This window comes from Nocardia sp. NPDC057227, assembly GCF_042669725.1.
Taxonomy (GTDB): Bacteria; Actinomycetota; Actinomycetes; order Mycobacteriales; family Mycobacteriaceae; genus Nocardia; species Nocardia asteroides_A.
In genome coordinates this window covers 15,202-41,865 of record NZ_JBHUXA010000015.1, presented here as the reverse complement: position 1 = coordinate 41,865, position 26,664 = coordinate 15,202, and the positions used below count along the sequence as shown (strand labels likewise).

General features: G+C 72.0%; 20 protein-coding genes. 11 read left to right on the top strand and 9 right to left on the bottom strand.

From position 1 onward, the window contains the following. Positions 1–45: 45 nt before the first annotated feature. The 3 genes from ACFUJ1_RS20885 to ACFUJ1_RS20875 all read left to right on the top strand — a co-directional run bounded on the left by ACFUJ1_RS20885 (position 46) and on the right by ACFUJ1_RS20875 (position 6,466). Positions 46–1,200, top strand: a complete 1,155-nt coding sequence (locus ACFUJ1_RS20885; RefSeq protein ID WP_378647909.1) for an ROK family protein — start codon at positions 46–48, stop codon at positions 1,198–1,200. 14 nt (positions 1,201–1,214) lie between these two features. Next, on the top strand, positions 1,215–2,558 hold the full coding sequence (locus ACFUJ1_RS20880; RefSeq protein ID WP_378647907.1) for an LLM class flavin-dependent oxidoreductase: 1,344 nt from the start codon (positions 1,215–1,217) through the stop codon (positions 2,556–2,558). A 95-nt stretch (positions 2,559–2,653) separates the two neighbouring features. Next, a complete protein-coding gene (locus ACFUJ1_RS20875) occupies positions 2,654–6,466 on the top strand; it encodes an ABC transporter ATP-binding protein (RefSeq protein ID WP_378647905.1) in 3,813 nt (1,270 codons plus the stop codon). Between the two features lie 3 nt (positions 6,467–6,469). Here the strand turns inward: ACFUJ1_RS20875 and ACFUJ1_RS20870 are convergent, their stop codons facing one another. Beyond that, positions 6,470–7,492 carry a phosphotransferase family protein gene (locus ACFUJ1_RS20870; RefSeq protein WP_378647904.1) on the bottom strand — a complete coding sequence of 341 codons (1,023 nt, stop codon included), beginning with the start codon at positions 7,490–7,492 and terminating at the stop codon, positions 6,470–6,472. Between the two features lie 101 nt (positions 7,493–7,593). Here ACFUJ1_RS20870 and ACFUJ1_RS20865 point away from each other — a divergent pair, with 101 nt between their 5' ends. Further along, positions 7,594–8,358: an SDR family NAD(P)-dependent oxidoreductase gene (locus tag ACFUJ1_RS20865; RefSeq protein ID WP_378647903.1), complete on the top strand. Its 765-nt coding sequence runs from the start codon at positions 7,594–7,596 to the stop codon at positions 8,356–8,358. Here the strand turns inward: ACFUJ1_RS20865 and ACFUJ1_RS20860 are convergent, their stop codons facing one another. From ACFUJ1_RS20860 to ACFUJ1_RS20850, 3 genes are all read right to left on the bottom strand, one after another. Continuing rightward, positions 8,359–8,940 carry a TetR/AcrR family transcriptional regulator gene (locus tag ACFUJ1_RS20860; RefSeq protein WP_378647901.1) on the bottom strand — a complete coding sequence of 194 codons (582 nt, stop codon included), beginning with the start codon at positions 8,938–8,940 and terminating at the stop codon, positions 8,359–8,361. A 51-nt stretch (positions 8,941–8,991) separates the two neighbouring features. Beyond that, the gene (locus ACFUJ1_RS20855) at positions 8,992–9,855 is read right to left on the bottom strand and encodes a hypothetical protein (protein ID WP_378647899.1); all 864 of its coding nucleotides are present in this window, start codon (positions 9,853–9,855) and stop codon (positions 8,992–8,994) included. A 520-nt stretch (positions 9,856–10,375) separates the two neighbouring features. Then, complete coding sequence (locus ACFUJ1_RS20850; protein WP_378647897.1) at positions 10,376–10,954, bottom strand: TetR/AcrR family transcriptional regulator; 579 nt, start codon at positions 10,952–10,954, stop codon at positions 10,376–10,378. A gap of 81 nt (positions 10,955–11,035) precedes the next feature. Between ACFUJ1_RS20850 and ACFUJ1_RS20845 the strand changes: the two genes are divergently transcribed. Then, on the top strand, positions 11,036–13,333 hold the full coding sequence (locus ACFUJ1_RS20845) for a glycoside hydrolase family 3 C-terminal domain-containing protein (RefSeq protein ID WP_378647896.1): 2,298 nt from the start codon (positions 11,036–11,038) through the stop codon (positions 13,331–13,333). A gap of 26 nt (positions 13,334–13,359) precedes the next feature. Here ACFUJ1_RS20845 and ACFUJ1_RS20840 read toward each other — a convergent pair whose 3' ends face one another. Together ACFUJ1_RS20840 and ACFUJ1_RS20835 are read right to left on the bottom strand one after the other, a co-directional pair. Then, positions 13,360–16,173, bottom strand: coding sequence for a M48 family metalloprotease (locus ACFUJ1_RS20840; RefSeq protein ID WP_378647894.1), 2,814 nt, complete (start codon positions 16,171–16,173; stop codon positions 13,360–13,362). Continuing rightward, positions 16,154–17,161 carry a cupin domain-containing protein gene (locus ACFUJ1_RS20835; RefSeq protein WP_378647892.1) on the bottom strand — a complete coding sequence of 336 codons (1,008 nt, stop codon included), beginning with the start codon at positions 17,159–17,161 and terminating at the stop codon, positions 16,154–16,156. The genes ACFUJ1_RS20840 and ACFUJ1_RS20835 overlap by 20 nt, the downstream gene beginning before the upstream one ends. 126 nt (positions 17,162–17,287) lie before the next feature. Here ACFUJ1_RS20835 and ACFUJ1_RS20830 point away from each other — a divergent pair, with 126 nt between their 5' ends. The 3 genes from ACFUJ1_RS20830 to ACFUJ1_RS20820 all read left to right on the top strand — a co-directional run bounded on the left by ACFUJ1_RS20830 (position 17,288) and on the right by ACFUJ1_RS20820 (position 19,084). Continuing rightward, positions 17,288–17,614: an SDR family NAD(P)-dependent oxidoreductase gene (locus ACFUJ1_RS20830; protein ID WP_378647890.1), complete on the top strand. Its 327-nt coding sequence runs from the start codon at positions 17,288–17,290 to the stop codon at positions 17,612–17,614. A gap of 88 nt (positions 17,615–17,702) precedes the next feature. Then, entirely contained in the window at positions 17,703–18,080 is a 378-nt protein-coding gene (locus ACFUJ1_RS20825) for a VOC family protein (protein WP_378647888.1), read from the top strand. A gap of 38 nt (positions 18,081–18,118) precedes the next feature. Continuing rightward, a complete protein-coding gene (locus tag ACFUJ1_RS20820) occupies positions 18,119–19,084 on the top strand; it encodes an NAD(P)H-dependent flavin oxidoreductase (RefSeq protein ID WP_378647886.1) in 966 nt (321 codons plus the stop codon). Between the two features lie 117 nt (positions 19,085–19,201). Here the strand turns inward: ACFUJ1_RS20820 and ACFUJ1_RS20815 are convergent, their stop codons facing one another. Then, complete coding sequence (locus ACFUJ1_RS20815) at positions 19,202–20,428, bottom strand: cytochrome P450 (RefSeq protein WP_378647884.1); 1,227 nt, start codon at positions 20,426–20,428, stop codon at positions 19,202–19,204. 254 nt (positions 20,429–20,682) lie between these two features. Here ACFUJ1_RS20815 and ACFUJ1_RS20810 point away from each other — a divergent pair, with 254 nt between their 5' ends. Beyond that, a complete protein-coding gene (locus ACFUJ1_RS20810; protein ID WP_378647882.1) occupies positions 20,683–21,141 on the top strand; it encodes a hypothetical protein in 459 nt (152 codons plus the stop codon). A gap of 7 nt (positions 21,142–21,148) precedes the next feature. Here the strand turns inward: ACFUJ1_RS20810 and ACFUJ1_RS20805 are convergent, their stop codons facing one another. Together ACFUJ1_RS20805 and ACFUJ1_RS20800 are read right to left on the bottom strand one after the other, a co-directional pair. Then, a complete protein-coding gene (locus ACFUJ1_RS20805; protein WP_378647880.1) occupies positions 21,149–22,555 on the bottom strand; it encodes a carotenoid oxygenase family protein in 1,407 nt (468 codons plus the stop codon). 57 nt (positions 22,556–22,612) lie between these two features. Beyond that, the gene (locus ACFUJ1_RS20800; RefSeq protein WP_378647878.1) at positions 22,613–23,956 is read right to left on the bottom strand and encodes a lipase family protein; all 1,344 of its coding nucleotides are present in this window, start codon (positions 23,954–23,956) and stop codon (positions 22,613–22,615) included. A 291-nt stretch (positions 23,957–24,247) separates the two neighbouring features. Here ACFUJ1_RS20800 and ACFUJ1_RS20795 point away from each other — a divergent pair, with 291 nt between their 5' ends. Next, the gene (locus ACFUJ1_RS20795) at positions 24,248–25,723 is read left to right on the top strand and encodes an alpha/beta hydrolase (protein WP_378647876.1); all 1,476 of its coding nucleotides are present in this window, start codon (positions 24,248–24,250) and stop codon (positions 25,721–25,723) included. A 22-nt stretch (positions 25,724–25,745) separates the two neighbouring features. Then, positions 25,746–26,660, top strand: a complete 915-nt coding sequence (locus ACFUJ1_RS20790; protein ID WP_378647874.1) for a cation diffusion facilitator family transporter — start codon at positions 25,746–25,748, stop codon at positions 26,658–26,660. Positions 26,661–26,664 lie beyond the last annotated feature (4 nt).

Below are 26,664 nucleotides of genomic sequence, written 5' to 3'. Positions count from 1 at the left end.
TGTCGACGCGAGTGACGGGAGATGACGCGGAGGGTGGAGGCGACGGTGACGGACAACAGCGCGGCGGCGGTGTTGCAGGCGGTGCTGGAATTGGGTCCGGTGCCGCGCAGCGTGGTCGCGCGGCACGTCGGCGTCTCCCCGGCGACGGTGACCTGGCAGTCCAGGTCGCTGCTGGAGGCCGGGCTGCTGATCGAGCTGCCGGAGGCGGTGAGCCTCTCCGGGATCGGGCGGCCGTACTCGCCGCTGGCGCTGAACAGCGCGGGCAATGTGGTGATCGCGGTGCATATCGCGGCCGCGCAGACCACCGTCGCGGTGGTCGACATCGCCGGGAAGGTGCTCTCCGGCAGCCAGATTCCGCACCGCTCCTTCGACCCGGACGACATCCTCACCGACGCGGGCGCGGCGATCACCCGCGTCCGCGACGCCGGGGACGGTCACCGCATCCTCGCCGTCGGGGTCGCCATCGGCGGGCGGGTGGACCGGCGGGCGGGCATCGTGCTCGAGCACTCCTTCCTGCGCTGGCAGGACGTCCCGGTGCGGGCCCGGCTGGAGGCGGCCACCGGGCTCCCGGTCGAGCTGGACAGCCACGCCCGCGCGCTCATGCACGCCGAGCAGCTCTTCGGCAGGCTGCGCGGAACCAGCAGCGCGGTGATGCTGTTCGTCGGCAACGTGATCGACGCGGCCTTCGCGGTGCACGGCCGGGTGCACTACGGGCCGCGGTCGTCGGCCGGTTCGATCTCCCGGCTGGTCGGCGGCGCGGAGTCGCCGCGTGACGACTACTCCGACCACGCCCTGCTGCGCCGGGCCGCCGCGGCGGACATCCCGGTGCGGACCATCCCGGAGCTGATCGCCGCCGCCGGAACCGACCCGGCCGCGCACGAGCTGTTCGTCGAGCGGGCCGCGGTCCTCGGCCGGATCGTGGCCATGCTGGTCGACATCCTCGACCCCGAGGCGGTGGTGATCGTCGACCGCAGCCTGCCCGAGGTGCCCGCCGTCCGGGAGACCTACGTCGAGACGGTGCGCGGGAACTCGGTGACGAGCAGCGATCCCGGCGAGCTGATCGCCGCCTCCACCTTCATGGGGCAGGTGCTGGAGACCGCGGGCGCCGCCGTCGCGCTGGACGGCCTGTTCCGGGCCCCGCTCGATGCCATGGAGCGCTGGACCGACGCGACGCCCGGCCCCGCCGATCTTCCCGTGTGAAAGGAAACCCGCGCATGACCAAACAGCTGCACCTGAACGCCTTCCTGATGTCGGTCGGCCACCACGAGGCCGCCTGGCGGCTGCCGGAGAGCGACCCGCACGCGCACATCGATATCGACCACTACGTGGCGCTGGCCCGCACCGCCGAGCGCGGCAAACTCGACTCGATCTTCTTCGCCGACAGCCCGGTGCTCATGGGCGATCCGGGCAGGCGCCCGCAGGGCAAGCTGGAGCCGACCGTCATCCTCACCGCGGTCGCCGTGCAGACCAGCCGGATCGGGCTCATCGCCACCGCCTCCACCAGCTACAACGACCCCTACAACCTGGCGAGGCGCTTCGCCTCGGTGGACTGGGTGAGCAAGGGGAGGGCGGGCTGGAACATCGTCACCACCGCCGGGGCCGACGCCGCGCGCAACTTCGGGCTGGACGACACCCCCGAGCACCGGGTGCGCTACGAGCGCGCCGCCGAGTTCGTCGACGTGGCCACCAAGCTCTGGGACAGCTGGGCCGACGACGCCGTGGTCGGCGACAAGGCGCTCGGCATCCACGCCGACGCGGAGAAGGTGCGCGCGATCGGGCACCGCGGCGAGTTCTTCTCCGTGGACGGCCCGCTCAACGTGCCGCGCTCGCCGCAGGGCTATCCGCTGCTGGTGCAGGCCGGTTCCTCGGAGAACGGCAAGAACTTCGCCGCCCGCTACGCCGAGGCGGTCTTCACCGCGCAGCAGACCTTCGAGGACGCCATCGCCTTCTACACCGACCTCAAGGACCGGGCGCGCCGGCTCGGCCGCGACCCGGACACCATCAAGATCCTGCCCGGCATCGTCCCGGTGATCGGCGACACCGAGGAGGAGGCGCACGCCCTCGACGCCGAGCTGGCCAGGCTCATCTCGCCCGAGTACGCGCGGGCTCAGCTGGCCGAGCGGTTCAAGCTGCCGGTCGAGGCGCTGGAGCTGGACAGCGAGCTGCCCGCCGAGCTGCCATCGGAGGACGAGATCGAAGGCGCCAAGAGCCGATTCACGCTGATCGTCAACCTCGCCAGGCGCGAGCGGCTGACCGTGCGCGAGCTGATCGCCCGGCTCGGCGGCGGCCGCGGGCACCGCACCATCGCGGGCACCCCGGAGCAGATCGCGGACACCATCGAGGACTGGTTCCGGCGCGGCGCCGCCGACGGCTTCAACATCATGCCCGCGGTGCTGCCCTCCGGGCTGGATCGCTTCGTCGACCGGGTGGTGCCGATCCTGCAGGAGCGCGGGCTCTTCCGCACCGAGTACACCGAGACCACGCTGCGCGGCCACTACGGCCTCGACCGCCCGGAGAACCGGTACGACACCGCGGATCCGCTCGCGGTCGCACGGTGATCGCGCAGAATGGAGAAGTGGTTACCTCAGCAAACGAACCGGGCGGCGACTGGATCCGATATCTGATCCGTCGATGTCGGGCCCATCCGAGGGCCGTGTACGGCGCGGCGGCCGGTGCCGCGGGGGGCGCGCTGCTCACCGCGAGCCTTCCGCTCATCGTGCGGCACGTGGTCGACACGCTCACCAGCACCGTCGCATCGGTGCTTCCCTGGGCGTTCCTGCTGCTCGGGCTCGGGCTGCTGCGCTTCGGTGCCTCGTTCGTGCGCCGGGTGACCTCCTCGCAGCTCTCCCTCGGCGTGCAGCACGACCTGCGCCGCGACCTCTTCGCGGCGCTGCTGCGGCTGGACGGCCGCGCGCAGGGGGAACTGCGCACCGGGCAGGTGGTGAGCCGGGCGATCACCGACGTCACCCTGATCCAGATGTTCCTGCAGCTCATCCCGATCGTCACCGGCAATGTGCTGCTGCTGATCGCGGCGCTGGTGCTGATGACGGTCATGTCGCCGACGCTCACCCTGATCGCGGTGCTGGTGATCCCGGCGCTGTGGATCCTGACCAGGCGCAGCCAGCGCGAGCTCTTCCCGGCGAACTGGGACGCCCAGGCCAAGGCCGCCGAGGTCGCCATCCGGGTGGAGGCGGCGGTCGCGGGCGTCCGGGTGGTGAAGGGGTTCGGGCAGGAGCGGCGCGAGCTGGACGAGCTGGCCGGGACCGCCCGCGACCTCTACCGCTCCCGGCTCCGGGTCAACCGGATCACCAGCCGGTTCACCCCGGCGGTGCAGTCGGTGCCCGCCATCGGCCAGGCGCTGATCCTGGTGCTCGGCGGGGTGCTGGCGCTGAACGCCTCGGTGAGCCTCGGCACCTTCCTCGCCTTCATGACCTACCTCGGCTCGTTCGTCGCACCGATCCGGCAGTTCGCCATGCTGCTCACCGTGAGCCAGCAGGGCAGGGCCGCGCTGGACCGGGTGCGCGAGGTGATCGAGACCGAACCGTCGGCCACCGCGGCGGCGGCACCACCCGACACGGTGCCGTCCGCCGACGCGGCGATCGCGCCACCCCACGCGGCCGGTACCGCCGCGCTGTCCGCCGCGGCCGCCATCGGCGCGGCGGCACTCCCCACCGCGGCCGGCCAAGCCGTCGATACTCCGCCGCCCGGACTCGGGTTCCACGGCGTCACCGTGACTTTCGGCTCGACGACGGTGCTGAACGGGCTCGACCTCACCGTCGAGCCGGGTGAGACGGTGGCGATCACGGGCGGCGCCGGCAGCGGCAAATCCACGCTCGCGCTGCTGATCCCGCGCCTGCTCGACCCCGACGCGGGCAGCATCACCCTCGGCGGCACCGATATCCGCGAACTGCCCGGCGTGCGCGGCGAGGTCGCGGTGGTCTTCGAGGACACCCACCTGGTGGCGGGCACCGTGCGCGCCAACGTCGCCTACGGCATCCCGGACGCCACCGACGACGCCATCCGGCACGCCCTGCACCTGGCCGCCGCCGACGAGTTCGTCGCCGCCCTCCCGCAGGGCCTCGACACCAGGATCGGCGAACGCGGGCAACGGCTCTCCGGCGGGCAGCGCCAGCGGATCGCACTGGCCCGCGCCCTGCTCACCGACGCCCCGGTGCTGGTGCTCGACGACGCCACCTCGGCCATCGACGCCAGGGTGGAGGAGCGGATCTTCCAGCGCATCGCCGCCGAGGTGCGCGGCCGCACCACGCTGGTCGTCGCGCACCGCATGTCCACCCTGGCCCTGGCCGACCGGGTCGCCGTGCTGGACCGCGGCCGGGTCGCCGAGCTCGGCACGCTCGAGCAGCTGCGCGCCTCCGGCGAGCTCTTCCGCGCGCTCTTCACCCCGCCGGACGTCAGCGAGATCGAGGCCGAATCGCACGCGGGCGCGGCCCGATCGGCCACCGCGCCGCTCTGGATCGAACCCGCGGGCAGCACCGACGACGACCGCATGCTGGAGCAGGCCGCCGCCGCCTTCTCCCAGCGCGCGGCCGGCTCGCCCGGCGGCATCGGCCGCGGCGGCGCGGGCGGCGGCATGATGACCGCCGCACCGCCGAGCGGCGACGTCAGGGCGCAGATCGACGCGCTGCCACCGGTCACCGGCGAACCCGAGGTTGCCGACTCCTTCGCCCGCACCCCCGACCCGGCCTTCGGCACCGCCCGGCTGCTCCGCCCCTTCGCGGCGCCGCTGCTGGCCGGGCTCGGGTTGGTGACGCTGGACGCGCTGGCCCAGATCCTGATCCCGGTGCTGGTCCGCTACGGCATCGACCACGGCGTGCTGGCGGGCGCCCGCGACGTGGTGCTGCTCGCGGCCACCGCCGCGCTCGTCGTCTGCCTGGTGGACTGGGCGATCGGCGTCGGGCAGCTGCGGGTGATGGGCCGGGCGGGGGAGCGGCTGCTCTACGGCCTGCGCGTGAAGACCTTCGCGCACCTGCAGCGGCTCGGGCTGCAGTACTACGAGCGCGAGCTCGGCGGCCGGATCATGACCAGGATGACCACCGACGTGGACGGCCTCTCCGCCTTCCTGCAGACCGGGCTGGCCACCGCGCTCACCAGCACGGTCACCGTCGGTGGTGTCGTGATCGCCATGCTGCTGATCGAGCCGCACCTGGCGCTGGTGGTGCTGGCGCTGCTGCCGATCCTGTTCGTCTCCACCGCGGCCTTCCGCAGGCTCTCGGTGCCCGCCTACGTGCTGGCCAGGGAGCGGGTCTCGGCGGTGAACGCCTACCTACAGGAGAACGTCGACACCATCGCGGTGACCCAGGCCTACCGCAGGGAGCCGTTCAACAGCACCGAGTTCGAGCGCCGCTCCTGGTCGTACCGGGACGCGCGGCTGCGCAGCCAGCTGCTGATGGCGGTCTTCTTCCCGTTCATCGAGCTGATGTCGGTGATCGCCACCGCGGCGGTGCTCGCGGTCGGCGTGCACGACGTGCGCGACGGCGTACTCACCGCGGGCACCCTGATCGCCTTCCTGCTCTACATCGACCTGCTCTTCGCGCCGATCCAGCAGCTGTCCCAGGTCTTCGACAGCTACCAGCAGGCCGTGGTCGGCGTCGACCGGCTCGGCGAGCTGCTGCGCACCCCGGTCGCCACCCCGGAGGCCGAGGACGCGGTGCCGGTCGAGCGGCTGCAGGGCCGGATCGAGCTGCGCGACGTCGCCTTCGCCTACCACCCGGACACTCCGGATGTACTGACCGGCGTCGGGCTGAGCATCGCCGCCGGGCAGAAGGTCGCGCTGGTCGGCGAGACCGGCGCGGGCAAGTCGACGCTGGTCAAGCTGCTGGCCCGGTTCTACGACCCGACCGAGGGGGCGGTGCTGATCGACGGCGTCGACCTGCGCCGCTACCGGCTCGCGGACTTCCGGGCCCGGCTCGGCATCGTCCCGCAGGAGCCGTTCCTCTTCGGCGACACCGTGCGCGAGGCCATCGCCTATGGACGCCCCGGCGCCGAACCGGCCGAGATCGAGTGGGCCGCGCGCGCGGTCGGCGCGCACGAGATGATCGCCGGGCTGGAGCACGGCTACCACCACCCGATCGGCCCCAACGGCCGCGCGCTCTCCGCCGGGCAGCGCCAGCTGCTCGCGCTGGCGCGGGCGCAGCTCGTCGAGCCGGACATCCTCATCCTGGACGAGGCCACCGCCTCGCTCGACCTCGCCACCGAGGCAAGGGTGCGCGCCGCCGTCGACGTGCTCACCGCGGGCCGCACCACCCTCGTCGTCGCGCACCGGCTGGCCACCGCCGCCGACGCCGACCTCATCGTCGTGGTGCGCGGCGGGCGGATCGAGCAGACCGGAACGCACGTCGAGCTGCTCGCCGTCGATGGCACGTATCGGGAGCTGTGGGCGGCCTACGTCGGCGACGGCGCCGCGGTGCTTCCGGTCGGTGACGGCGCGGCGGTGCCGAATCCGTGAGCGTCAGAAGGGCGGCTCGTCGGCGGCCTGCGCGGCGGCGTCGAGCAGGGCAAGCACCTCGGCCGCGCGCGGCGCGGCGCCCGCGGCCAGATTCGCCGGCTCGGCCTCGACCCGGCGGATGATCCCGGCGTAGATGGCGGCGATCTTCCAGATGCCGAGCACGTACCAGAAGCGCAGGGCGGTGCGGTCGCGGCCGGTGGCGTCGAGGTAGAGCTGGGCGAGGCCCGCGCGGTCCGGCATGCCGGGCAGCGCGGGCAGGCCGAGGCCGAAGGTGGGCAGCTCCGGGTCGGGCCAGAAGGCGAGGGCGTAGCCGATGTCGGCGAGCGGGTCGCCGAGCGTGCTGAGCTCCCAGTCCAGCGCGGCGACCACGGTGCCGTCGTCCGGCGCGGTGATCACGTTGCGCAGGTGGAAGTCACCGTGCACCAGCCGCAGCTCGCGCTGCTCCGGGATGCTCGCGGCCAGCCGCTCGGTGATCGCGTCGAAGGGCGCGCTGTCGCCGGTCCAGCTCTCCCGCCACTGCCTGGTCCAGCGTTTCAGCTGGCGCTGGGCGTAGGGGCCGTGCCCGGCGAGGCCGGTGAGGCCGGTCTCGTCCAGGTCGACGGCGTGTACCCGGGCGAGCACCGCCATCATGGAGGCGGCGAGGGCGGCTCTGCGCTCGGGTCCCATCGTCTCCAGCACGGCGGGTTCGTCGATCACCACGCCGGGCACGAATTCCATGAGCACCGCGGTGCTGTCGGTGACCGCGCCCGGCTCGGCGACGCCGAGGATCCGCGGCACCGGCACATCGGTGGGCTCCAGCGCACGCAGGATGCCCGCCTCTCGCCCGACATCGTGCGCCGACTGCAGCAGCGTGCCGAGCGGCGGCCTGCGCAGGATCCAGCGCCGCTCCGCCTCGTCCCGGACCAGGAAGGTCAGGTTGGACTGCCCGAATCCGATGCGCCGCAGCGTGATCGCGCCGGTGCGCGCGATGCCGAGCCGATCCAGCCAGGCGGTCACGGCGGCGAGGTCGATGGCGGAACTGTTCAACGGCCGATCCTCCGTGCTCGGGGGCGAAGGGCAAGCGTACGACAGCGGCTAATGGTTGTTAGCCTGATCGGGACCGATTCATGAATTGCCAGGAGGTCGGAGTGGCCGGCGTACTCGATTTGTTCAGCCTGCGCGGCAAGGTGGCCGTGGTGACCGGCGCCTCGTCCGGGCTCGGCGTCGCCTTCGCGCGCGGGCTCGCCGAGGCGGGCGCCGACGTGGTGCTCGCGGCCCGCCGGGTGGACCGGCTGAAGGAGACCGCGCTGCTGGTCGAGCAGGCCGGGCAGCGCGCGCTCCCGGTGCAGCTCGACGTGGCGAACCCGGCCGAGGCCAAGACGGTCGTCGAGGCCGCGGTGCGCGAGTTCGGCCGGGTCGACATCCTGGTCAACAACGCGGGCATCGGCACCGCCGTCCCCGCGCTGCGCGAGACCCCCGAGCAGTTCACCCAGGTGATCGACGTGAACCTGAACGGCTGCTACTGGATGGCCCAGGCCTGCGCCGCGGTGATGGAGCCGGGCAGCAGCATCGTCAATATCTCCAGCGTGCTCGGCATCACCACGGCCGGGCTGCCGCAGGCCGCCTACGCCGCCAGCAAGGCCGGGCTGATCGGGCTCACCCGCGACCTGGCCCAGCAGTGGAGCGGGCGCCGCGGCATCCGGGTGAACGCCATCGCCCCCGGCTTCTTCACCTCGGAGATGACCGATCAGTACAGCGACGGCTACCTGGAGAGCCAGATCGGGCGGGTGCTGGTGAACCGGCTCGGCGACCCGGCCGAGCTCGCCGCGGCCGTGGTCTTCCTGGCCGGGGCCGCGGGCGGCTACGTCACCGGGCAGACGCTGGCCGTGGACGGCGGCTTCACCGTCACCTGATCACTCGGCGCCGACCAGCCGCAGCGCGAAGTCGGCGTACTGCCAGACGATCTCGTTCTCGCTGAACTCGCCGTCGTCCCGGAACCAGGTGGCGACACCCATGCCGAGATCGAGCACCGCGTAGGAGGCGACGCGGGTGGAGGTCACCCGGAACACCCCGGCGGCCACCCCGTCCGCGATCAGCGCGCGGAACCGCTGCTCGTACTCCGCGCGCCTGGCCAGCACCGCCGAGCGGTGCGGCTCGGTGAGGCTGCGGATCTCCCGATTCCCGACGAACGCCTCCGCGCGGTGCCTGGCGTGGTAGCGCACGTGCGCCTCCACCGCCCGGCGCAGCCGCTCGGTCGGATCGCCGGTCCCGGCGACCGCGCGCTGGTGCGCGTCCTGCAGGGCGTCCATGATGCCGTCCATGATCTCGGCCAGCAGCTCCTGCTTGGAGGCCACGTGCTTGTACAGGCTCGGCCCGCGGATGCCGACCAGCGCGCCGATCTCGCTCATGGTGGTGGCCGGGTACCCCTGGCGCATGAACAGCTCCAGCGCGGCCCGGCGAATGGCGGCCGGGCGCGCCGACGCGGTGCTCGTCATCCCGGCTCCCTCGTTCGCGGCTAATTCATCGTAGCCAGGGCGGGGCGGCCACTACGGCGGGAGTGCCGCGATGTCGATCCGGATGCCGTCGGCGCGAGGGACGACGAAGACCCGGTCCCGGCCCCGGCGCCAGCCCTGCGGCACCAGCAGGTAGCCGTCCGTGCTCCGGCCGATCATGCGCAGCCCGCTGTAGACGTACCGGTACTTCTCCCCGGGCGCGGTGACCTCGGCGACGCCCGCGCTGGTGCCCTCCACCGCCAGCCGGTCCACGCTGAACACCAGCACCTGCGGATCCTCCGGAAAGCCGGACTCGGCGGTGCGGCGGGCGTTCGCGCCGCCGAGCGCGTCGGCGTAGGCACCGACGGTCCAGATCACGGCGACCACGCCGAGTGCGAGCACCGCGTGCCCGGCACCGCGCTCCGGGCGCGCGCCCAGCACCGCCGGATACCGGTTGCCCAGGTCGATGGTGTGGCCGAGCAGCAGTGCGCCGGCGAGCAGCAGCAGCGGGACTACCCACGGCGGCGCCGCCGGCTTGAAGAACTGGGTGAGCAGCGCGCCCGCCAGCGCGAGGACGCCGAGAGCGACGACCAGCAGGCGCCAGCCCCGCAGCAGCCGCCTGCGGCGCGCGTTCCGCACCGCCGCCTCGGCCGGAAGCCTGCGCGCGATCGCGATTCCCGCGAGCGCGGCCACCAGGCCGAGCATCAGCGGCGGCAGGGCCGCGTTCGGGCTGCGCAGGATGTAGTCGGGGATCGAGTACCCGAGCATGGCGACATCGATGCCGTAGTACCGGTACCAGGCGTGGCTGTAGACCCAGCCGATGTAATACAGCAGTGCGGTGAGCAGAGCGGCCTGGGAGGTCAGGGCGCCGGCGAGAGCAAGGACCGACGCGCGGCCCGTGCGGGCGGGTGCACTCATCGCGGGGTGGCGGTGCTGGTCGGGGGGCTGTGCTGAGTCGGCCGCCCCGGGTAGGGCGGTGGCGAGTTCCGGTTGTCCGATGGCACCGGGCGGACCGTGGATGGGAGTACGGTCTGCGGCGTTGTCGTCGGCGGTGGCGTGGTCGGCGGGTCCGGTGGTGGCGGAGCCGGTTGCGGCGGGTCGGGGAGGGGCAGTTCCGGCGCCGGTGGGCCCTGCGGCGGCGGAGGGGGCTGCGGCGTCGGCGGATTCGGCGCGGGAAGCGGATGGATGGGCGGCGGATTGCCCGATGTCGGTTCTCCGGAAGCCGGCTGTGACGTCGTCGGCTCCGCCGTGGAGGTTCCCACGGCGGATGATGCCGTCGAGTTCGACGGCGGCGGTGGTTCCTTCTCCGGCGCCCCGCACGCCAGCACCGATCCGGCCAGTACCGCCAGCAGTATTCCCCGCCCGCACATGCCGCCCCCGTCCTGCTCGGCGCACGCCGATTCTGGCACGCCGCAGGGGGATTCGGATAGAGCGCGGGTCAGCGGGCGAGCAGGGCCCAGAGGTGCGCGAGGTGCTCGGCCATGTCGACCTCGGGGTCGTAGAGCCACTGCACCTGCAGCCCGTCCAGCAGCGCTACCGCCAGCACGGCGAAGCGCTCGGGGTCGATGTCGGGGCGGAGCCGACCCTCCCGCTGCAGTTCGCCGACCGTTTCGGCGATCAGCTGCCGGATCTCGCGGTAGCGGTCGCGGAAGTGCGGGTGCGCGGGGTGCTCGGGGCGGACCGCCTCGGCGGAGAAGCGGGTGTACAGCTCGACCAGGCCGGGTACCTCGGCGTTGTGCCGGATCAGGCGGACCAGGCCCTCGGGCAGCTCGGGCGGGGTGTCCGGGGCGAGGAAGGCCGCGCGGTCGGCGGCGTCCCGGCGGGCAAGGATCGCGGTGAACAGCTCTTCCTTGCTGCCGAAGTAGTGCAGCAGCCCGGTCTGGCTCAGCCCGACCGCGTCGGCGAGCTCCTTGACCGTCGTCCGGCCGTAACCGACCCGGGCGACCAGCTCGAGCGCGGTTTCCAGGATCTCCTCGCGCTTGGCGATTCCCTTCGAATACGAGCCGCGCCGAGTCACGCCGTGACTGTACTAGGCGAGCCTTGCCCACCAAAACCGAATGACATACTGTTTTCAGTACCCGACCCCTGAGGAGTCTCGATGGCGAGCGATATCAGCGACCTGTCCCTGGCCGAACGCGCGGCACTCGGCAGCGGCGCGGACTTCTGGAGTACCGAGGCGATCGGGCCGGTCGGGTCGCTGGTGCTCACCGACGGGCCGCACGGGGTGCGCAGGCAGACCGGCGCCACCGATCATCTCGGGCTGGCGGGCAGCGAGCCAGCGACGTGCTTTCCGCCCGCGGTGGCGCTGGCGCAGAGCTGGGATCCGGCGCTGGTGCGGCGGGTCGGGGTGGCGCTGGGGCGGGAGGCGCGGGCGCTCGGGGTGGATGTGCTGCTCGGGCCCGGGGTGAACATCAAGCGGGATCCGCGGGGCGGGCGGAACTTCGAGTACTACTCGGAGGATCCGCAGCTGACCGGGCGGCTCGGGGCGGCCTGGGTGGACGGCGTGCAGAGCGCGGGGGTAGGGGCCTCGCTCAAGCACTTCGCGGCGAACAATGCCGAGCACGATCGGATGCGGGCCAGTTCCGATATCGATCCGCGGCCGCTGCGGGAGATCTACCTGCGCGCCTTCTCCCACATCGTGCGGACCGCGCGGCCGTGGACGGTCATGTGCTCCTATAACCGGATCAACGGTGTGCCGGCGGCGCACAATCGCTGGCTGCTCACCGACCTGCTGCGCGGGGAGTGGGGGTTCGACGGGCTCGTGGTGAGCGATTGGGGTGCGGTCTCGGATCGAGTCGCGTCGGTCGCGGCGGGGTTGGATCTGACCATGCCGGGCGGGGCCGGAGCGGGGGACGAGCTGGTGGTCGCCGCGGTCGAGGACGGGAGGCTGCCCGTGGAGGCGGTCGATGCCGCCGCCACGAATGTCGCGCGGCTGGTCGCGCGGGTGCGCGCCGCGCAGAACCGGGGGGCCGGGGAAGCGGTTGCTGCGGCCGCGAGCAGCGGTCACGAGGCAGCGGGCGCGACCGACGCCCGCGAACGCCACACCGCGCAGGCGGCCGGAGCCGACGAAAACGGGGTCGGCCCCCTCGCCGACGAGCACCACCGCCTCGCGCGGGAGGCCGCCGCCCGCAGCATCGTCCTGCTGCAGAACGACCGCGACCTGCTCCCGCTCACCCCGGGCCGCTCGATCGTCGCGATCGGCACCTTCGCCACCGAACCCCGCTACCAGGGCGGCGGCAGCTCGCACGTCAACCCGACCCGGCTCGACACCCCGCTGGACGAGATCCGCGCCCTGGCAGGCGACGGCACCGTCACCCACCACGACGGCGTCGACCACGACGCGGCGGCGACAGCGGCGGCCGAAGCCGATGTGGCCGTCCTGTTCCTCGGCCTCGCCGCCGACCAGGAATCCGAGGGTTTCGACCGCGAGCACATCGAACTCCCCACCGACCAGCTGGAGCTACTCGCCGCCGTGGCACGCGCCCAGCCGGACACCGTCGTCGTGCTCGCCCACGGCGGCGTACTCCGCCTCGAGCCGGTCGCCTGCCTCGCCCCCGCCATCCTGGACGGCGCCCTGCTCGGCCAGGCGGGCGGCGGCGCACTCGCCGACGTGCTCTTCGGTGTCGTGAACCCCTCCGGCCGCCTCGCCGAAACGGTGCCGGTCCGCCTGCAGGACACCCCCGCCTACCTGAACTTCCCCGGCGAGAACTCACACGTCCGCTACGGCGAGGGCCTCTTCGTCGGCTACCGCTGGTACGACGCCCGCGACATGGACGTCTGCTACCCCTTCGGCCACGGCCTCTCCTACACCACCTTCGACCACACCGACCTCACCGCCCAGCCCACGAGCGACGGCCTGACCGCCCGGCTGACCGTCACCAACACCGGCGACCGGGCGGGCCGCGAGGTGGTGCAGCTCTACGCCGGAGTACCGGAATCGCAGGTGCAGCGCCCGGTGCGCGCCCTGATCGGCTCCGCGGTCACCGGCGAGCTGGAACCCGGTGCGACCGAACAGGTCACGATCGAGGTGGCGCGCGAGGATCTCGCCTACTGGGAGACCCGCACCGAATCCTGGGTGGTGGAACCCGGCCGCTACCGCCTCTGGGCCGGCGCCTCCAGCCGCGACCTGCGCGCGGAGACCGAACTCGACCTGCCCGGCGACCAGGTACGCATCCCGATCACCGCGGACTCCACGCTCGGCGAGGCACTCGCCGACCCCGAGACGGCGGCCGCCCTGGCGGAGGTCTTCGGCGGCATGACCGAATCCATGGGTGACGGCAGCGCCATGGGCATGGACATGATGCGCATGATCGCCTCCATCCCCCTGAACCGCCTCACCGGCTTCGGCATGGACCCCGGCAAACTCCACGCAGCGCTCCACAACGGAGGCGGTTGAGTAGTACACCGCCACGTGCTCGTGCGTTACCCAGCACCTTCCGGTTGGGCCGCGGATGCGATCTCTTCCATGATCCGAGCAGCGGGTTCGGCATTGTCCACCAGCCCGGTGAGCGCTTTCAGGAGCAAGTCGCCGTCGTTCTGTTGTATCGCCCGCTGACAGTCGGCACTGGCCAGCATCATGCCGTTGATCGCCTTCGACCACTCGGGCTGTAGTGCCGGATCCGGAACAGGGAAGTACGCGTTGACCGACTGCATCATTCGGTTGATGTCGGTACACAGTGAAGTGACCCTGGCGGTGGGCATCTGTCCGTCGAAGGTGGTGCTGAGCTCGGTCAGGGCGGGTCCCAGGGGTCGGGTGCGGTCCAAGCCTCCGTACCGGAGCCATGCGTGCATTTGAGCGCGGCGGATCTCGGGTGCGACCGGGGGACCGGCCGGAGCCCGCATGAACTCTTCGTCGGTGAGGGGGTGACCGATGGCGGATGTGGATGGGGTGAATGGCGAGCCGACGGATGTCGTGAGCCCGACCCCGACGATCCCGACGACCGCGATGCCGACACGCTCTGCTACCCACCGGCCCCGCGGAGACGGGATCGGCCCGGTGCTGTGCGCGGGCCGGTCACGGTTGATCAGACGTTCGACGACCTGCACGAGTAGTACCGCGGTGGCGGCGGCGAACATGCCTGGCCCGAGGACATCGGGCACGAGTAGCTGCGTCAGATCACTCGCGGGGGCCGGCAACCAGTGGCAAGAAGACGCCAACGTGTTGAACGGTCCCAGGCACCCGTCGGTCGCGAACAACACGAACACCGCACCGAAGGCGGCGAGCGCCGCCCCATTGGCTGCGATCAGAGCCACCGGCAGGCGGTACCGACGAAAGATCACGGCCGCCGCGACGGCCGCCGCTATCGGTGCGACGGAAACCGCCGAGGTCATCAGGTTCAGGTAGGCAAACACGTACAGCCCGCCGCGCTGGTCGGCAGGGGGCTGCCAGGTGTGCTGGTACGCCATGACCGCCGCCTCGGCCAGCGCACCGAGCGCTCCACCCAGCAGCGCGACATACAGAATCTTTCGCAACGACGGCAGTTGCTCGGCCGGCGATGGCGGAGCTTCCGCGTCCGGCATGGCCCTGTGCACCCAACGCGGAACCCCGGAGGTCGGGCGTACCGTCCACACCAGCAGCGGGACCAGCCACATCGCCACCGCCACCCATGTCGTGACCGAATGGTTGATGAACGCTACCCGTACCGCCATCACCAGCGCGATCAGGGTGATGAGACCGGCGTGGCCGGTAGCCGACTCCGGAAACATCTGCGTCACGGCATATCGGTTGCCGAAGGGAAATCCGATGGCGAACAGCGCCCCTGTGCTGTTCCACCAGTCGAACCAGAAGCTGAAAGCCACCCAGGACACAGCGAGCCCGGCAAACATCGCCGGGCGCAAGGTGCGGCCTCGCCAGGCGCGGATGAACAACTCCGCGCACTGACCGGTCCACCACGCGATCACCACGGCGGCGACGATGAGCAACACCAGGTATTCGGGTCGACTCGGGAACCACTTGTTGCCGGAGGTTCCGCCGCGCACCAACTCACCGACCACCAGCCCGACCCCCAGCCACAGTCCGGTGCGCACGCCGGACGGCGGCCGACGCTCGGTCAGTACCGCATGAGCGACCGCGCGCCACAACGCGACGCCGATGATCATGGTGATCGGCAACGCGGTGAGCCAGGGCGTCAGCGCCTTCGGCCATCCGGCGCCGGGAAACAACACGGACAACAAGTCCGGCAGGCTGTCACCCAGGAAGATCGCCGCGACTCCGGTCAGAAATACGGGCAGTGGCTCGAGACCGAACAACACCGCGGGATCGGTCAGTGACTTCCTTCGCTGGTCCCATCGTGGATGGGTACGCCACAATTCGAGGAAAGACGCGAACAAGTGACGCGCCCCCGGGTCGGTGTCCGGCCAGTGCGCGGGATCGGCGCCCCAGTCGACCGCGTCCAGATCGGCGTATATCTCCCGATTGCGGAGGATGTCGGCCCTGGTCAGGTAGACCAACACGGTCAGAACCGCCAATGAGAGCAGGGAGCGGACACCGGGCGGCCACTCCCCGGCGAACGTCTCGAACGCGGTCATTCCCCACACCATCGTCACCGTCTGTGGCACCAGCACCGCGATCAGGAACGTGCGCCACAGGGCGACGGTCGCATAGGTGATGGGGACATCCCGGTTACGGATATGCGCCAGCTCGTGCAGGACCACCGCGTGAAAGCCGGTCGGATCAGCCTTCCGGCGAGCGATCAGGCCGCCGTCCAGGCACACCGCATACCGGCCGGGCCGACCGAACACGACCGCACTGGTGGTGATCCGCCCCGGGTTGACCAGGAAGGTCGGCGCATCCACCCCGGCTGTCCGCACCAGTTCCTCCAGCGCAGGCACCAGGTCTCCACGAACATCCACCTCTGCTACCGCGACAACCTGGCTGCGCCGGCCCTTCCATGCGGGTATCCCCCAGAAGAATGCCCCGGCCACGACGAGCAGCAGACCGATCCCGAGTATCGGACCCCACCACGGAGGCGACTGCGCGTATTGCTCCAAACACGCGGCGAGCGCTGTTTGGTCTTCACCGATTGTCGACCTCGTCAAAACGGTCAGCCAGTCGCTGTTGGGATCCACGCCGGACGCCAGCAGGCACTGTAAGTCGTTGTTGTCCGGGTCGATGATCAGCGAGAAGAAGCTGGATATCGCCGAGGCGCCGGCGGCCAGCAAGAGCACCAGTAGCAGTCCGAAACGGACCGTGGTACCGGCACCGAGTACCCGCTGATCAACGCTGCGTACTGCCATCACCGCTCGCCGACTCGTCGGTGTCCGGGGTGCCCAGCGCCAACCTCGCCGTCACCCGCTCGGCCAGAACGGCGGCCCGGTCGGGATCGAAGCCGTTCTGCTCGGACAGCTCCAAGACCCGCCGATGGACCTCGCTCAACTGTTCGGGTGTCAAGGCAGGCACGACAGTCGGGGCAGATCGGCGACCGAACAAGCGGCGTAACCTCGCCCCCACACCCCGAGACAGCCCGTCGGCCGCGGGTTGCACCATGTGCCGCACCGACTCCTCGACCGCCACCCAGGCGATGGCCGTGGCCAGAATCTCGACGGTGTCCAGGCCGAACCCCAACGGCTCACGGGGCTGTCGGCGCCGTGTCAGCCGCCGCAGGGCGGTATCGTCGTCGAGCCGACCGAGTCCGGCCAGCACGGGCAGTTCCTCGGGCGCGACGTCGGCCACGACGTCGTGAACCACCTCGCGAACCGTGTACTGCTTCGTGTTCTGATCGTCCATCCCGATCTCCCTCCTCGGTAATTCATGCGGCGTCGGCGTGTGGAGCCCCTCGTATCTCCCCCCGACGGTGATCAACCCCCGACACGCAAGGGGACAGAGCGAGCGATTGCCCGCCACCGAAAACCCGCCTCCGGCAGAATAATCGGCGCACGTCTCGCTCGCGCGACATCCGGCCACGCATTCGGCCGGACGAGACCGGTTCCGCTGGTGAGTGCTCCTCGACCCGGCGGGGCATCCCTGTGCCGCACGCAGGGCCGCGTTGGCGTCGTCGAAGGCGATGTGCCCGGTGCAGAGGTAGAGCTCCTCCTCGGATTCCGGGCCGATGCGCACGAACCCGGTGTCCGGCCCCGCCTTGCGAGGTGGCACGTCGGGCGCGCTGGCCAGCACGTACGGCGGCGGGTTGCCGAGCATGAAGGTGTCGCCCTCGCGCAGGGGGACCGGCTCGCGGCCCTCGACCAGCAGCCAGCACTCGCCGGACACCAGGCCTCCGATCCGCACGTGCGGGAACGGTCGAAGTGCAGCGCCCAGCGCCCCGCGGCACGGAGATTCGGCCCGATCACCGTGCGGGGGTGCAGCAAGCCGATCGCGTCGGCCACCGGAGAGCTGGCAGGCAGGACGGCTGTGGTGACCGGGGGCAGCACCGGGATCGGCCTGGCCACGGCCGTGCGACTGGCGGACGAGGGCGCGCACGTCTTCATCACCGGCAGGCGCGAACCCGAACTGAAGTCCGCCGTCGAGACCATCGGGGCGGACTCGACGCACGGCGAGGCACTCGCCGACCCGAAGACGGCGGCCGCCCTGGTGGAGGTCTTCGGCGGCATGACCGAATTCATGGGTGACGGCAGCGCCATGGGCATGGGCATGGGCGCCTCCATCCCCCTGAACCGCCTCACCGGCTTCGGCATGGACCCGGACAAACTCCGCGCAGCGCTCGACAACACCGACGACTGACCGATGGTCTCCACCCCGCGGTGGTATGCATGGCGGATAGCGTGGTCCTCGGCGCCCGGCCGAGGCCGAGAGGTGCGGGGGCACGACAATGGCTGCCATAGCGACGTTTGGTGCGGTTTCGCTCGACGCCGGAGATCCGCGACAGCTCGGGCGGTTCTACCGGGCGATACTGGATTTCGACCTCTGGTACGAATCCGACGAGATTGTTGTGCTCCGAGGCGCAGGCATCATGCTGACGGTCGAACGCGTGGACGAGCACAAGCCGCCGGACTGGCCGGGCAACCGGCTGCCCAAGCAGATGCATCTCGATCTGTTCGTCACAGATCTCGACAGCGCGGAGCAGTCGGCGATCGACTGTGGCGCGGTCAAAGCCGACTTTCAGCCCGCCCCCGAGCGCTGGCGAGTGCTCCTCGATCCGGCGGGGCATCCCTTCTGCCTCACACTCCCGCCCCGGGGTATCGAGTGAACCGGGGGAGGTTCCACTCCCGGCCCCGGGGATGTCCCGTGAGCCTGCCGTCCGTTCTGGTCGATCGCCTCCGCCTGCCCGTGATCGCCTCGCCGATGTTCCTCGTCTCCGGCCCCGATCTCGTGATCGCTCAGTGCACCGCCGGGGTGGTCGGCTCGTTCCCGAGCCTGAACGCGCGCCCGCTCGCCGAGCTGCGGGTGTGGTTGACGCGGATCACCGAGGCGCTGGCGGCACACGATGCCGCGCATCCGGAGGCGCCGAGCGCGCCGTTCGCGGTGAACCTCATCGTGCATCGGACGAATGCGCGGCTCGAGGAGGATCTGGCGCTGGTCGAGGAGTTCCGGGTGCCGATCGTGATCACCTCGCTCGGGGCGCGGCCCGAGGTCAACGAGCGGATCCACGCCTACGGGGGGATCGTGCTGCACGACGTCATCCACAACGCCTACGCGCGCAAGGCCGTGGACAAGGGGGCGGACGGGCTGATCGCGGTGGCGGCGGGCGCGGGCGGGCACGCGGGGACGCAGTCGCCGTTCGCGCTGCTGCAGGAGATCCGGGCGTGGTTCGAGGGGCCGCTGGCGCTCTCCGGGTCAATCGCGCACGGGCGCTCGGTACTGGCCGCCGAAGCGGCGGGGGCCGATCTGGCCTATATCGGGTCGCTGTTCATCGCCACCGAGGAGGCGAACGCGGTGGCCGGGTACAAGCAGATGGTGGTCGATTCCAGCGCCGCCGACATCGTCTACACCGACCGGTTCACCGGGGTGCACGGGAACTACCTGGCGCCGAGCGTCGTCGCCGCCGGGCTCGACCCGGCCCGGCTCGCGGGTGCCGAGGCCGGGGCTATCGACTTCGGTGACGACGGGGCGCTCGGGGCCAAGGCGTGGCGCGATATCTGGGGTGCCGGGCACGGGGTCGGCGCGGTCAGCGAGGTTCGTCCGGCCGCCGCGGTCGTCGACCGGCTCGCCGCCGAGTACGAAGCGGCGCGCGAGCGGCTGCTCGTGCGCTGAGACGCCGCGCTCGACGTGCGCGCTCGGATATCGCCCGCTTCGCGCTCGGCCGCCCCTCCGGTTCGATGCCGTCCCGCGGTGCCTGCCCCGAGTCGTCGCGGCTGCGCGCAGCCGGGCTCAGACAGCCTGTCCGGTCGTGACCGGAAGCTCGATCAACCCGTGCAGGGCGAGGCCCTCGCGGTGCACGGCCGGACCCGTCACCGCGAGATCCGGGAAGGCGCGCAGCAGGGCCGGGAAGGCGATCTGCGCTTCGAGCCTGGCCAGCGGCGCGCCGAGGCAGTAGTGCAGCCCGCCGCCGAAGGAGAGCGGCGCCTCGTCGGCGCGGTCCAGCCGGAGCACGTCGGGGTCGGGGAAGACCTCCGCGTCGCGGTTGGCGGCGCCGATCAGCGTGACCACCCGCTGCCCGGCGGGTAGCACCAGGCCTGCCACCTCGAGCTCCTCGGGTGCGGTGCGCGAGGAGAGGAGCTGCACGGGCGAGTCGTAACGCAGCAGCTCCTCGGTGGCCGATGCCGCGAGCTCGGGCCGCTCGCGCAGCGCCGCCGCCTCCCCCGGGTGATCGAGCAGCGCGACGAGGCCGTTGGCGAGCAGCCCGGTGGTGGTCTCGAAACCGGCGGCGAGCAGCAGGGCGGCGGTGGTGACGATCTCGTCGTCGGCGAGCCCGTCGACCTGGGCCAGCGCGGACACGAGGTCGTCGGCGGGTGCGCGGCGGCGGCGGGCGAGCAGGTCGCGGAAGTAGGCGTCGATCTCGACGGCGGCCGGGTCGGCGCGGTCCACGATCTCGGGGGTGAGCCCGTCGAGGACGCCGGTCCAGTGCCGGACCAGCAGCTGGAACTGGGCGCGGTCGGGCTCCGGGATGCCGAGCAGCTCGCCGATCACGGTCACCGGCAGCGGGAACGCGAATGCCTCGATGAAGTCGGCGGTGCCGGAGCTGCGCAGCTCCGCGACGAGGTCATCGACGATGCGCTCGACGGCGGGGCGCAGCCCGGTGACCCGGCGGGCGGTGAAGGTGCCAGCGGCGGAGCGGCGCAGCCGGGTGTGCACCGGGGGATTGCGGACCAGCATGCTGTTGAACATCAGCCGCAGCGCCGGGCGCTCCTGCCAGTGCTCGAAACCGGAGGCTTTCAGGGCGATCTCGGGGCGCTTCACGAAGCGGTGGTCGCGGATGAGCGCGGCGGCCAGCCGGTACTCGGTGACCAGCAGCGTTCCGGTGGGGTCGAGCACGGCGGGGCCGAGCGCGCGCAGCCGCCGGTACAGCGGGTACGGGTCGGCGCGGCCCGCCGGGGTCGCCAGCTCGGTCAGTACCTCGAGCAGGTCGGTGCCGGTCGATTCGATGTCGGCGGTCATCGTCACCCCCACTTCGGCGCCGAGACGGACAAGTGCTGCCGAGCGTACCTGTCCGCGCGGGCGGTGCGGCTCGCGCGGAGGACACCGGCGCTTCCGGTCATGCGGCGAAACCGCAAGTGTGCGAACGGTACTCGACATCCGCGACATTCCGGGCACCGGATCGCGATCACCGGTGCCGAATGCCCGATCGACGCCGCCGATCGCGGAGCCGTCGGCCCCGCGTGAGACAGTGGCCGCGACGGAAGGAGAGCCGGGTGGCGACGACGGCAAGGGAGATCGAGCGCGGCATCGAGGCGGCGCTGACCGCGATCACCGCGCAGGACGCGGCCGCCTTCACCGAGGCGACCACCGACCTCGCCGCGCGGCCCGCCGAGCAGACCGGGCTGGTCCTCGGCGCCGCCCTGCGCGAACTGCTCGAGGTCGCGCACCCGGACGGCCTGGACGCCGACGACATCCAGGCCGCGCTCGCGCGCACGGTCCGCGCGACCGTCGCCTGGCTGCCCGGCCTCGACCCGGCCGGTTTCGTCGCCGCGCTCACCGGCGCGCTCGGCGTCACCGAGCCGGACGAGGTCCCGCCCCCGCCCGCCGTCACCCAGCCCGCCGCGCTGCTGCTCGTCGCCGATCTCGCCGCGATCGCGCGGGTGCCGGCGACCGCCGCCGTCCGCAGCGCCTTCACCGAGATCGAGCGGGCCGAGACCGTGGAGATGCCGTAGCGGTGGCTCAGGGCGGGTCGAGAAGGTCGCTGTCCGCGCTGATCCACGCCCCGTGCAACCCGGCGGGCACCCGGATCGGCAGCTGCACCGAGGCGATCGGCCCCGCCGCCGGATCCTCGGCGCTCAGAATATGGAACCGCGAGCTCATGTCGCCCGGATCGGTGGCGAGCGCACCCCAGTAGTCGTGCTCGGCTCCCGGCAGGAAGACCGGCTCCCCGACCGCGAGATCCCCCGCGTTCCACACCTTCTCGGTGTCGCGCTCGGGATCGAGGAAGACCAGCGCATTCCGCCCGGGACCACTGGACACCGTCGCGATCGTGCCGTGCGGACGGCTGATCAGCCGGTCGTCGATCCGCGGGAACTCCACGAACCGGTCACTGAGCACCGTGCGCTGTACCGCGCCCGACTCCGGGTCGATCACCGCCCGCTCGATCCCGCCGCGCTGCTCCTCGGCGACCTCGGCGAGCCCGCCCGGATAGCTCCACCGCACGTAGTCCACGACCACCCGGCCCTGCTCGTCGTCGTGCGCATTGGCGAAGTGCCACACCCAGAACGGGTCGGTGCGCGACCAGCGCACCGGTGATCCGTCGCGCGGGATGAGCGCGATCCCGGTGCCGTTGCCCGGCCGCCAGTCCAGCAGCGAGCCACCGTTCAGCATGCCGGGGATGTCGAAGACCAGCGGGCCGAGGAAGAGCACGATGTAGCGCTCGGTGAGCGCCATGTCGTGCACCATGATCGGCTCGTCGACGCCGTCCACCGGGGTCGGGGCGCGGCGCAGCGAACCGTCCGGCGCCACCACCGACCAGGCCAGGTAGGGCGGCTCCAGCCGGTAGGTGAAGAGGACGAGCTCGCCGGTGCGCGGGTCGAGCTTGGGGTGCGCGGTGCTGCCGAGCGCCATGGCGCCCGCGCAGTCGTCGCGGCCGAGGGTGGCCAGGTCGCCGGGGTCGAGGCGGTAGGGCTGCTCGCTCTCGGCCATGGCGAGCAACTTCCCGGCGTGCGCCACCACATTGATGTCGGGCAGCTCCCTGCTGGTACCGGCGAGCTCCGGCCCGACCAGTTCGGGGCCGGGGGTGTAGAGGTCGGTGATGCCGGCCCAGATCGCGTGCCCGGCTCGCTCCTCGGCGACCACCATGGGGGTGCGGACGAAGCGGTTGGCGTAGCTCGCGGCGCCGTCGCGCAGGGTGACCCGGTGCACCATGGCGTCGCCGTCCAGCGGGTAGACGAAGGTGCCGATGGGGTCGAAGCGCGGGTTGGGGCCGTTGCGGAAGTAGGTGCCGTTCAGGTCGGCCGGGAGCACGCCGGTGACCGGTAGCTCCACGGCCGAGACCTCGCGCCGCTGCGGGGCGAACACCCCGGAGAGGTGCGGGTTGTGGCCCAGGTCAACGGGAGCGGGCGGAGTCGGGGCTGCGGTCATCGGCTCTCCTCGCAAGCGGTCCCCTTCGCCCGGCAGCCTAGCGGTTACCGGCGCGATTCAGCACTCGTTCGGGGGCGGCTCGCCGCGCAGCCGGGCGCCGAGCCACGCGGCGGCGCCGGGGAAGCCGCCGGGGAGCGCGATCAGGTGCTCACCCGGCTCGCTGCGGAAGACCGCGGGGACCCCGCGCGCGCACTGCCGCTGGTAGAGCTCCTGCGCACCCTCGAACGGAATCCACAGGTCGTGCACGCCGTGGTAGATGTAGAGCGGCACCTGCGAGGTGCGGTCGCTGAGGTCGGTGCGCGCGAAGATCTCGTCCGCGATCGCGCTGTCCAGTGCGTCGGCGACGTTCGCGGCGACGTCGATCGGGATGCCGGTCACCCCGAGGAAGCCGATGGCCTGCCCGCACACCGCGTTCAGCGGCGAGGTGGCCGCCCAGGTGCCGAGGTGGTTCATCCGGTCGAGAATCTCCGGGTGCTCCCGCGAGTAGGCCAGCACGACGGCGAGCAGCACGCCGGAGGCGAAGTTGCCGTTGAACCGGTCGGCGATCACCCGGTTGTCGGTGACCAGCCCGCCCATCGCGGCGCCGACCACGGCGTCGCGCAGCTCGGGGGCGTACTCGCCGAGCAGCATGGCGGCCCCGTGCGAGGCGATCGCGCCGCCGGAGTAGCCGCCGAGCGCGAAGCGGCTGGCGCCGAAGCCGGGGGTGGCGCGGACCGCGCGGATCCCGTCCAGGATGACGTGCGCGGCGACATTCGGCTCCGCGTACGCCATGTTCGGGCCCTCGTGATCGGTGACGAGCACGGCGAAGCCCTGGTTCAGCCCCCAGGCCGCGGTCGGCGGGATCGAGTCGGTGGCGAAGTTCTTGAAGGCCGGGCCGTACGCCATGGCGTAGCCGGGGGTGCACTTGGTGCCGAGCGAGTTGATCGGCTGGTTGTCGACAAGCACCGGCCGGTCGCCCGCGGTCCACGGGGTGAGCGGGACGACCAGGGTGGCGGTGCCGAACGAGGGCGCGCCGGTCGCCGAGGTGGAGCGGTACTTGACCAGGGTGGCGCGGGCGATCGGCACCCCGACCACGAGGGCGGCCGACGCGGTGACGTCGCGCTGCTCGAGGATGTCGCCTGGGTTCAGCGCGGCGAGCCCGGCCGGGGTGGCATCGAAGAACGGGTCGCCGGTCGGCGGCGAGTGCACCGCGTGCAGGAGCGCGGCCTGCTCCGGGGTGAGTCCGTCGACCGGAGGGCCGGGCGGGAGTGCCGGTGCGGGGACGACGCTGTCGATGCCCTGCTGGAGTCCGGAGGGTGCGCCGGGATCCTCCTCGGCACGGGCCTGGTGCGGCCCGGTCGCGAGCAGGCATGCGGTGGCTGCCGTGACCATCAGGGCACGGAGCGGCCAGCGTTCGTTCATCGACAGACCTCACGCTTGGAATACGAATAGTGTTCCCGGACAATCGATCCGGAACTCGACAGCGGCAGCGGCTCGACGCTGAACCCGGCCCGCGGGAGCCACCGTAGTTGCCGCGCAGCGCTTCCCGGCTGCCGCGCGCTGATGTCTGGGACTTTCACCATTCCGGTGCCGGAGCGATCTTGGAGATCGCACACCGATGGCCGAAAGTGCCGCACGCCGACCGGTCTTGACTGTGCCGCGGCGGCACGGTGTCGAATCGGTTCCGCACCAGGAACCGAGGAGGAGAACTCGATGAACGGCCTACCCCGCACCATCGCCGCCCTGGCGGCGATCGTCGTCGGCGTGACATCCGCGGTGGCGTATGGCACCGACGAGCCCGCGCGGCCGCCGATCGCGTGGGGCGCCTGCCCCGAGGAGGTGGTGGCCGAGGCCGCGCCGAGCCTGCTGGACTGCGCCACCGTGCCGGTCCCGCTGGACCACGCCGACCCGGCGAGCGGCGAGATCGAGATCATGATCTCGCGGCTGGCCGGCCCGAACCCGGAGAAGCGCCGGGGCGTGCTGCTGTCGAACCCGGGCGGGCCGGGCGGCTCCGGGCTGGCGTTTCCCGCGTTCCTGGTGGCGCGCGGCCTGCCCGCGAGCGTCACCGACAGCTACGACGTGATCGGCATGGACACCAGGGGGATCGGGCACTCCGCGCGGGTCGAGTGCGGTTTCACCGGCGAGGGGCCGTACGTCGGCAATTTGCCGCCGTACGCGGTCGACGACGCGGCGGTGACCGCGCGCGCCGAGGTCGTCCGCGGGGTCGCCCAGCAGTGCGCGGACAACGACCCCGACGACCGGCTGCGCCACATCAGCACCGCCGATATGGCCCGCGACCTGGATGCCGTCCGCGCCGCGCTCGGCGAGGAGAAGGCGAGCTTCCTCGGCTACTCCTACGGCAGCGCGCTCGGCGCCGCCTACGCCTCGATGTTCCCGGACCGCGCCGACCGCGTGGTGCTGGACAGCATCGTCGGCGACACGCACCTGGACCGCGACGGCGTGCGCCGCTACGCCCTCGGCATGGAGCAGACCTTCCCCGACTTCGCCGCCTGGGCGGCGGCGCGCGACGACACCTACGGCCTCGGCCGCACCCCCGACGAGGTCAGGGCCACCTACCTGGAGCTGGCGAACCGCCTGGACCGGGAGCCGGTGCAGGGCCTGGACGGCACCGGATTCCGGGCGGGCGTGTTCGGGTTCCTGTTCCACGCGCGGCAGTACCCGACCATGGCGGGGCTCTGGCAGTCGCTGCGCACCGGCATCGAGCCGCCCGGCACCGGCGAGGTTCCCGACCTCGCCGCCTATACCAACTCGTGGACCGTGTTCCTCGCGGTGACCTGCAACGACGTCGACTGGCCCGAAGAGGTGCAGCCCTATCGCGACGCCGTGGCCGAGGACCGCGAGCGGTACCCGCTCTACGGCGCCGCCGCCGCGAACATCACCCCGTGCGCGTACTGGCCGCACGAGCCCGCCGAGCCGCCGGTCCCCGTGCTCGCCGACGGTCCGGCGAACATCCTGCTGGTGCAGAACCGGCGCGACGTCCCCACCCCGCACCGCGGCGCCGAACTGCTGCGCGCGAAGTTCGGCGACCGGGCCCGGCTGCTGAGCGTCGACGCCGGCGGCCACGGCGCCTACCTGCTGACCGGGAATCCGTGCGCGAACGACATCACGACCGCCTACCTGGTCGACGGCACGCTCCCCGCGGCGGACGTGTCCTGCCCCGCATCCTGACCCGAGGGGCAGACTGGGCGGAATGACGGAGTCAGGGGAGTCGACCAGGACCGTGCTCGTCGCGTTCGCCGCGAACCTCGCGATCGCGGCGGCGAAATCGGTGGCGGCGGTGCTCACCGGTTCGGCCTCGATGGTGGCCGAGGCGGCGCACTCCTGGTCGGACACCGGCAACGAGATCTTCCTGCTGATCGCCGACCGGCGCGGCCGCCGCCCGGCCGACGCGGAGCATCCGCTCGGCTACGGCCGCGAGGCGTACGTGTGGTCGCTGCTCGCCGCGGTCGGGCTGTTCGTGGCCGGTGCGGCGGTCTCGGTGTGGCACGGGGTCTCCGAGCTGCTGCACGAGACGCCGGGCGGGGAGAACTATCTCATCGGCTACGCGGTGCTCGCCATCGCCTTCCTGCTGGAGGGCGTCTCCTGGCTGCGGGCGGTCAGGCAGCTCGGCGGCGAGGCGCGGAAGCGCGACAGCGACCTGCTCGACTACGTCATGGAGACCTCCGACCCGACGCTGCGCGCGGTCTTCGCCGAGGACAGCGCCGCGCTCATCGGCATCCTGCTCGCCGCCGCGGGCATGGGGCTGCACCAGCTCACCGGCGACCCGCTCTGGGACGCGCTCGGCTCCATCCTGGTCGGGCTGCTGCTCGGCGGCGTCGCGGTGCTGCTCATCGACAGCAACCGCCGCTTCCTCGCGGGCGAACCGGCCAGCGCGCCGATCCACGCCGCCGCCATCGCCCGGATCGAGGCGCTGCCGCAGGTGGATTCGGTGCGGTTCGTCCGGCTCGAGTACGTCGGGCCGCGCAAGGTCTTCCTGGTGGGGAGCGTGGATCTCGTCGGTGATCCGGCCGAGCACACGATCGCCACCACGCTGCGCGAGCTGGAGCGCGAGTTGGAGCGGAACGAGCGGGTGGCGCAGGCGGTGCTGACCGTCGCCGGACCGTAGGTGT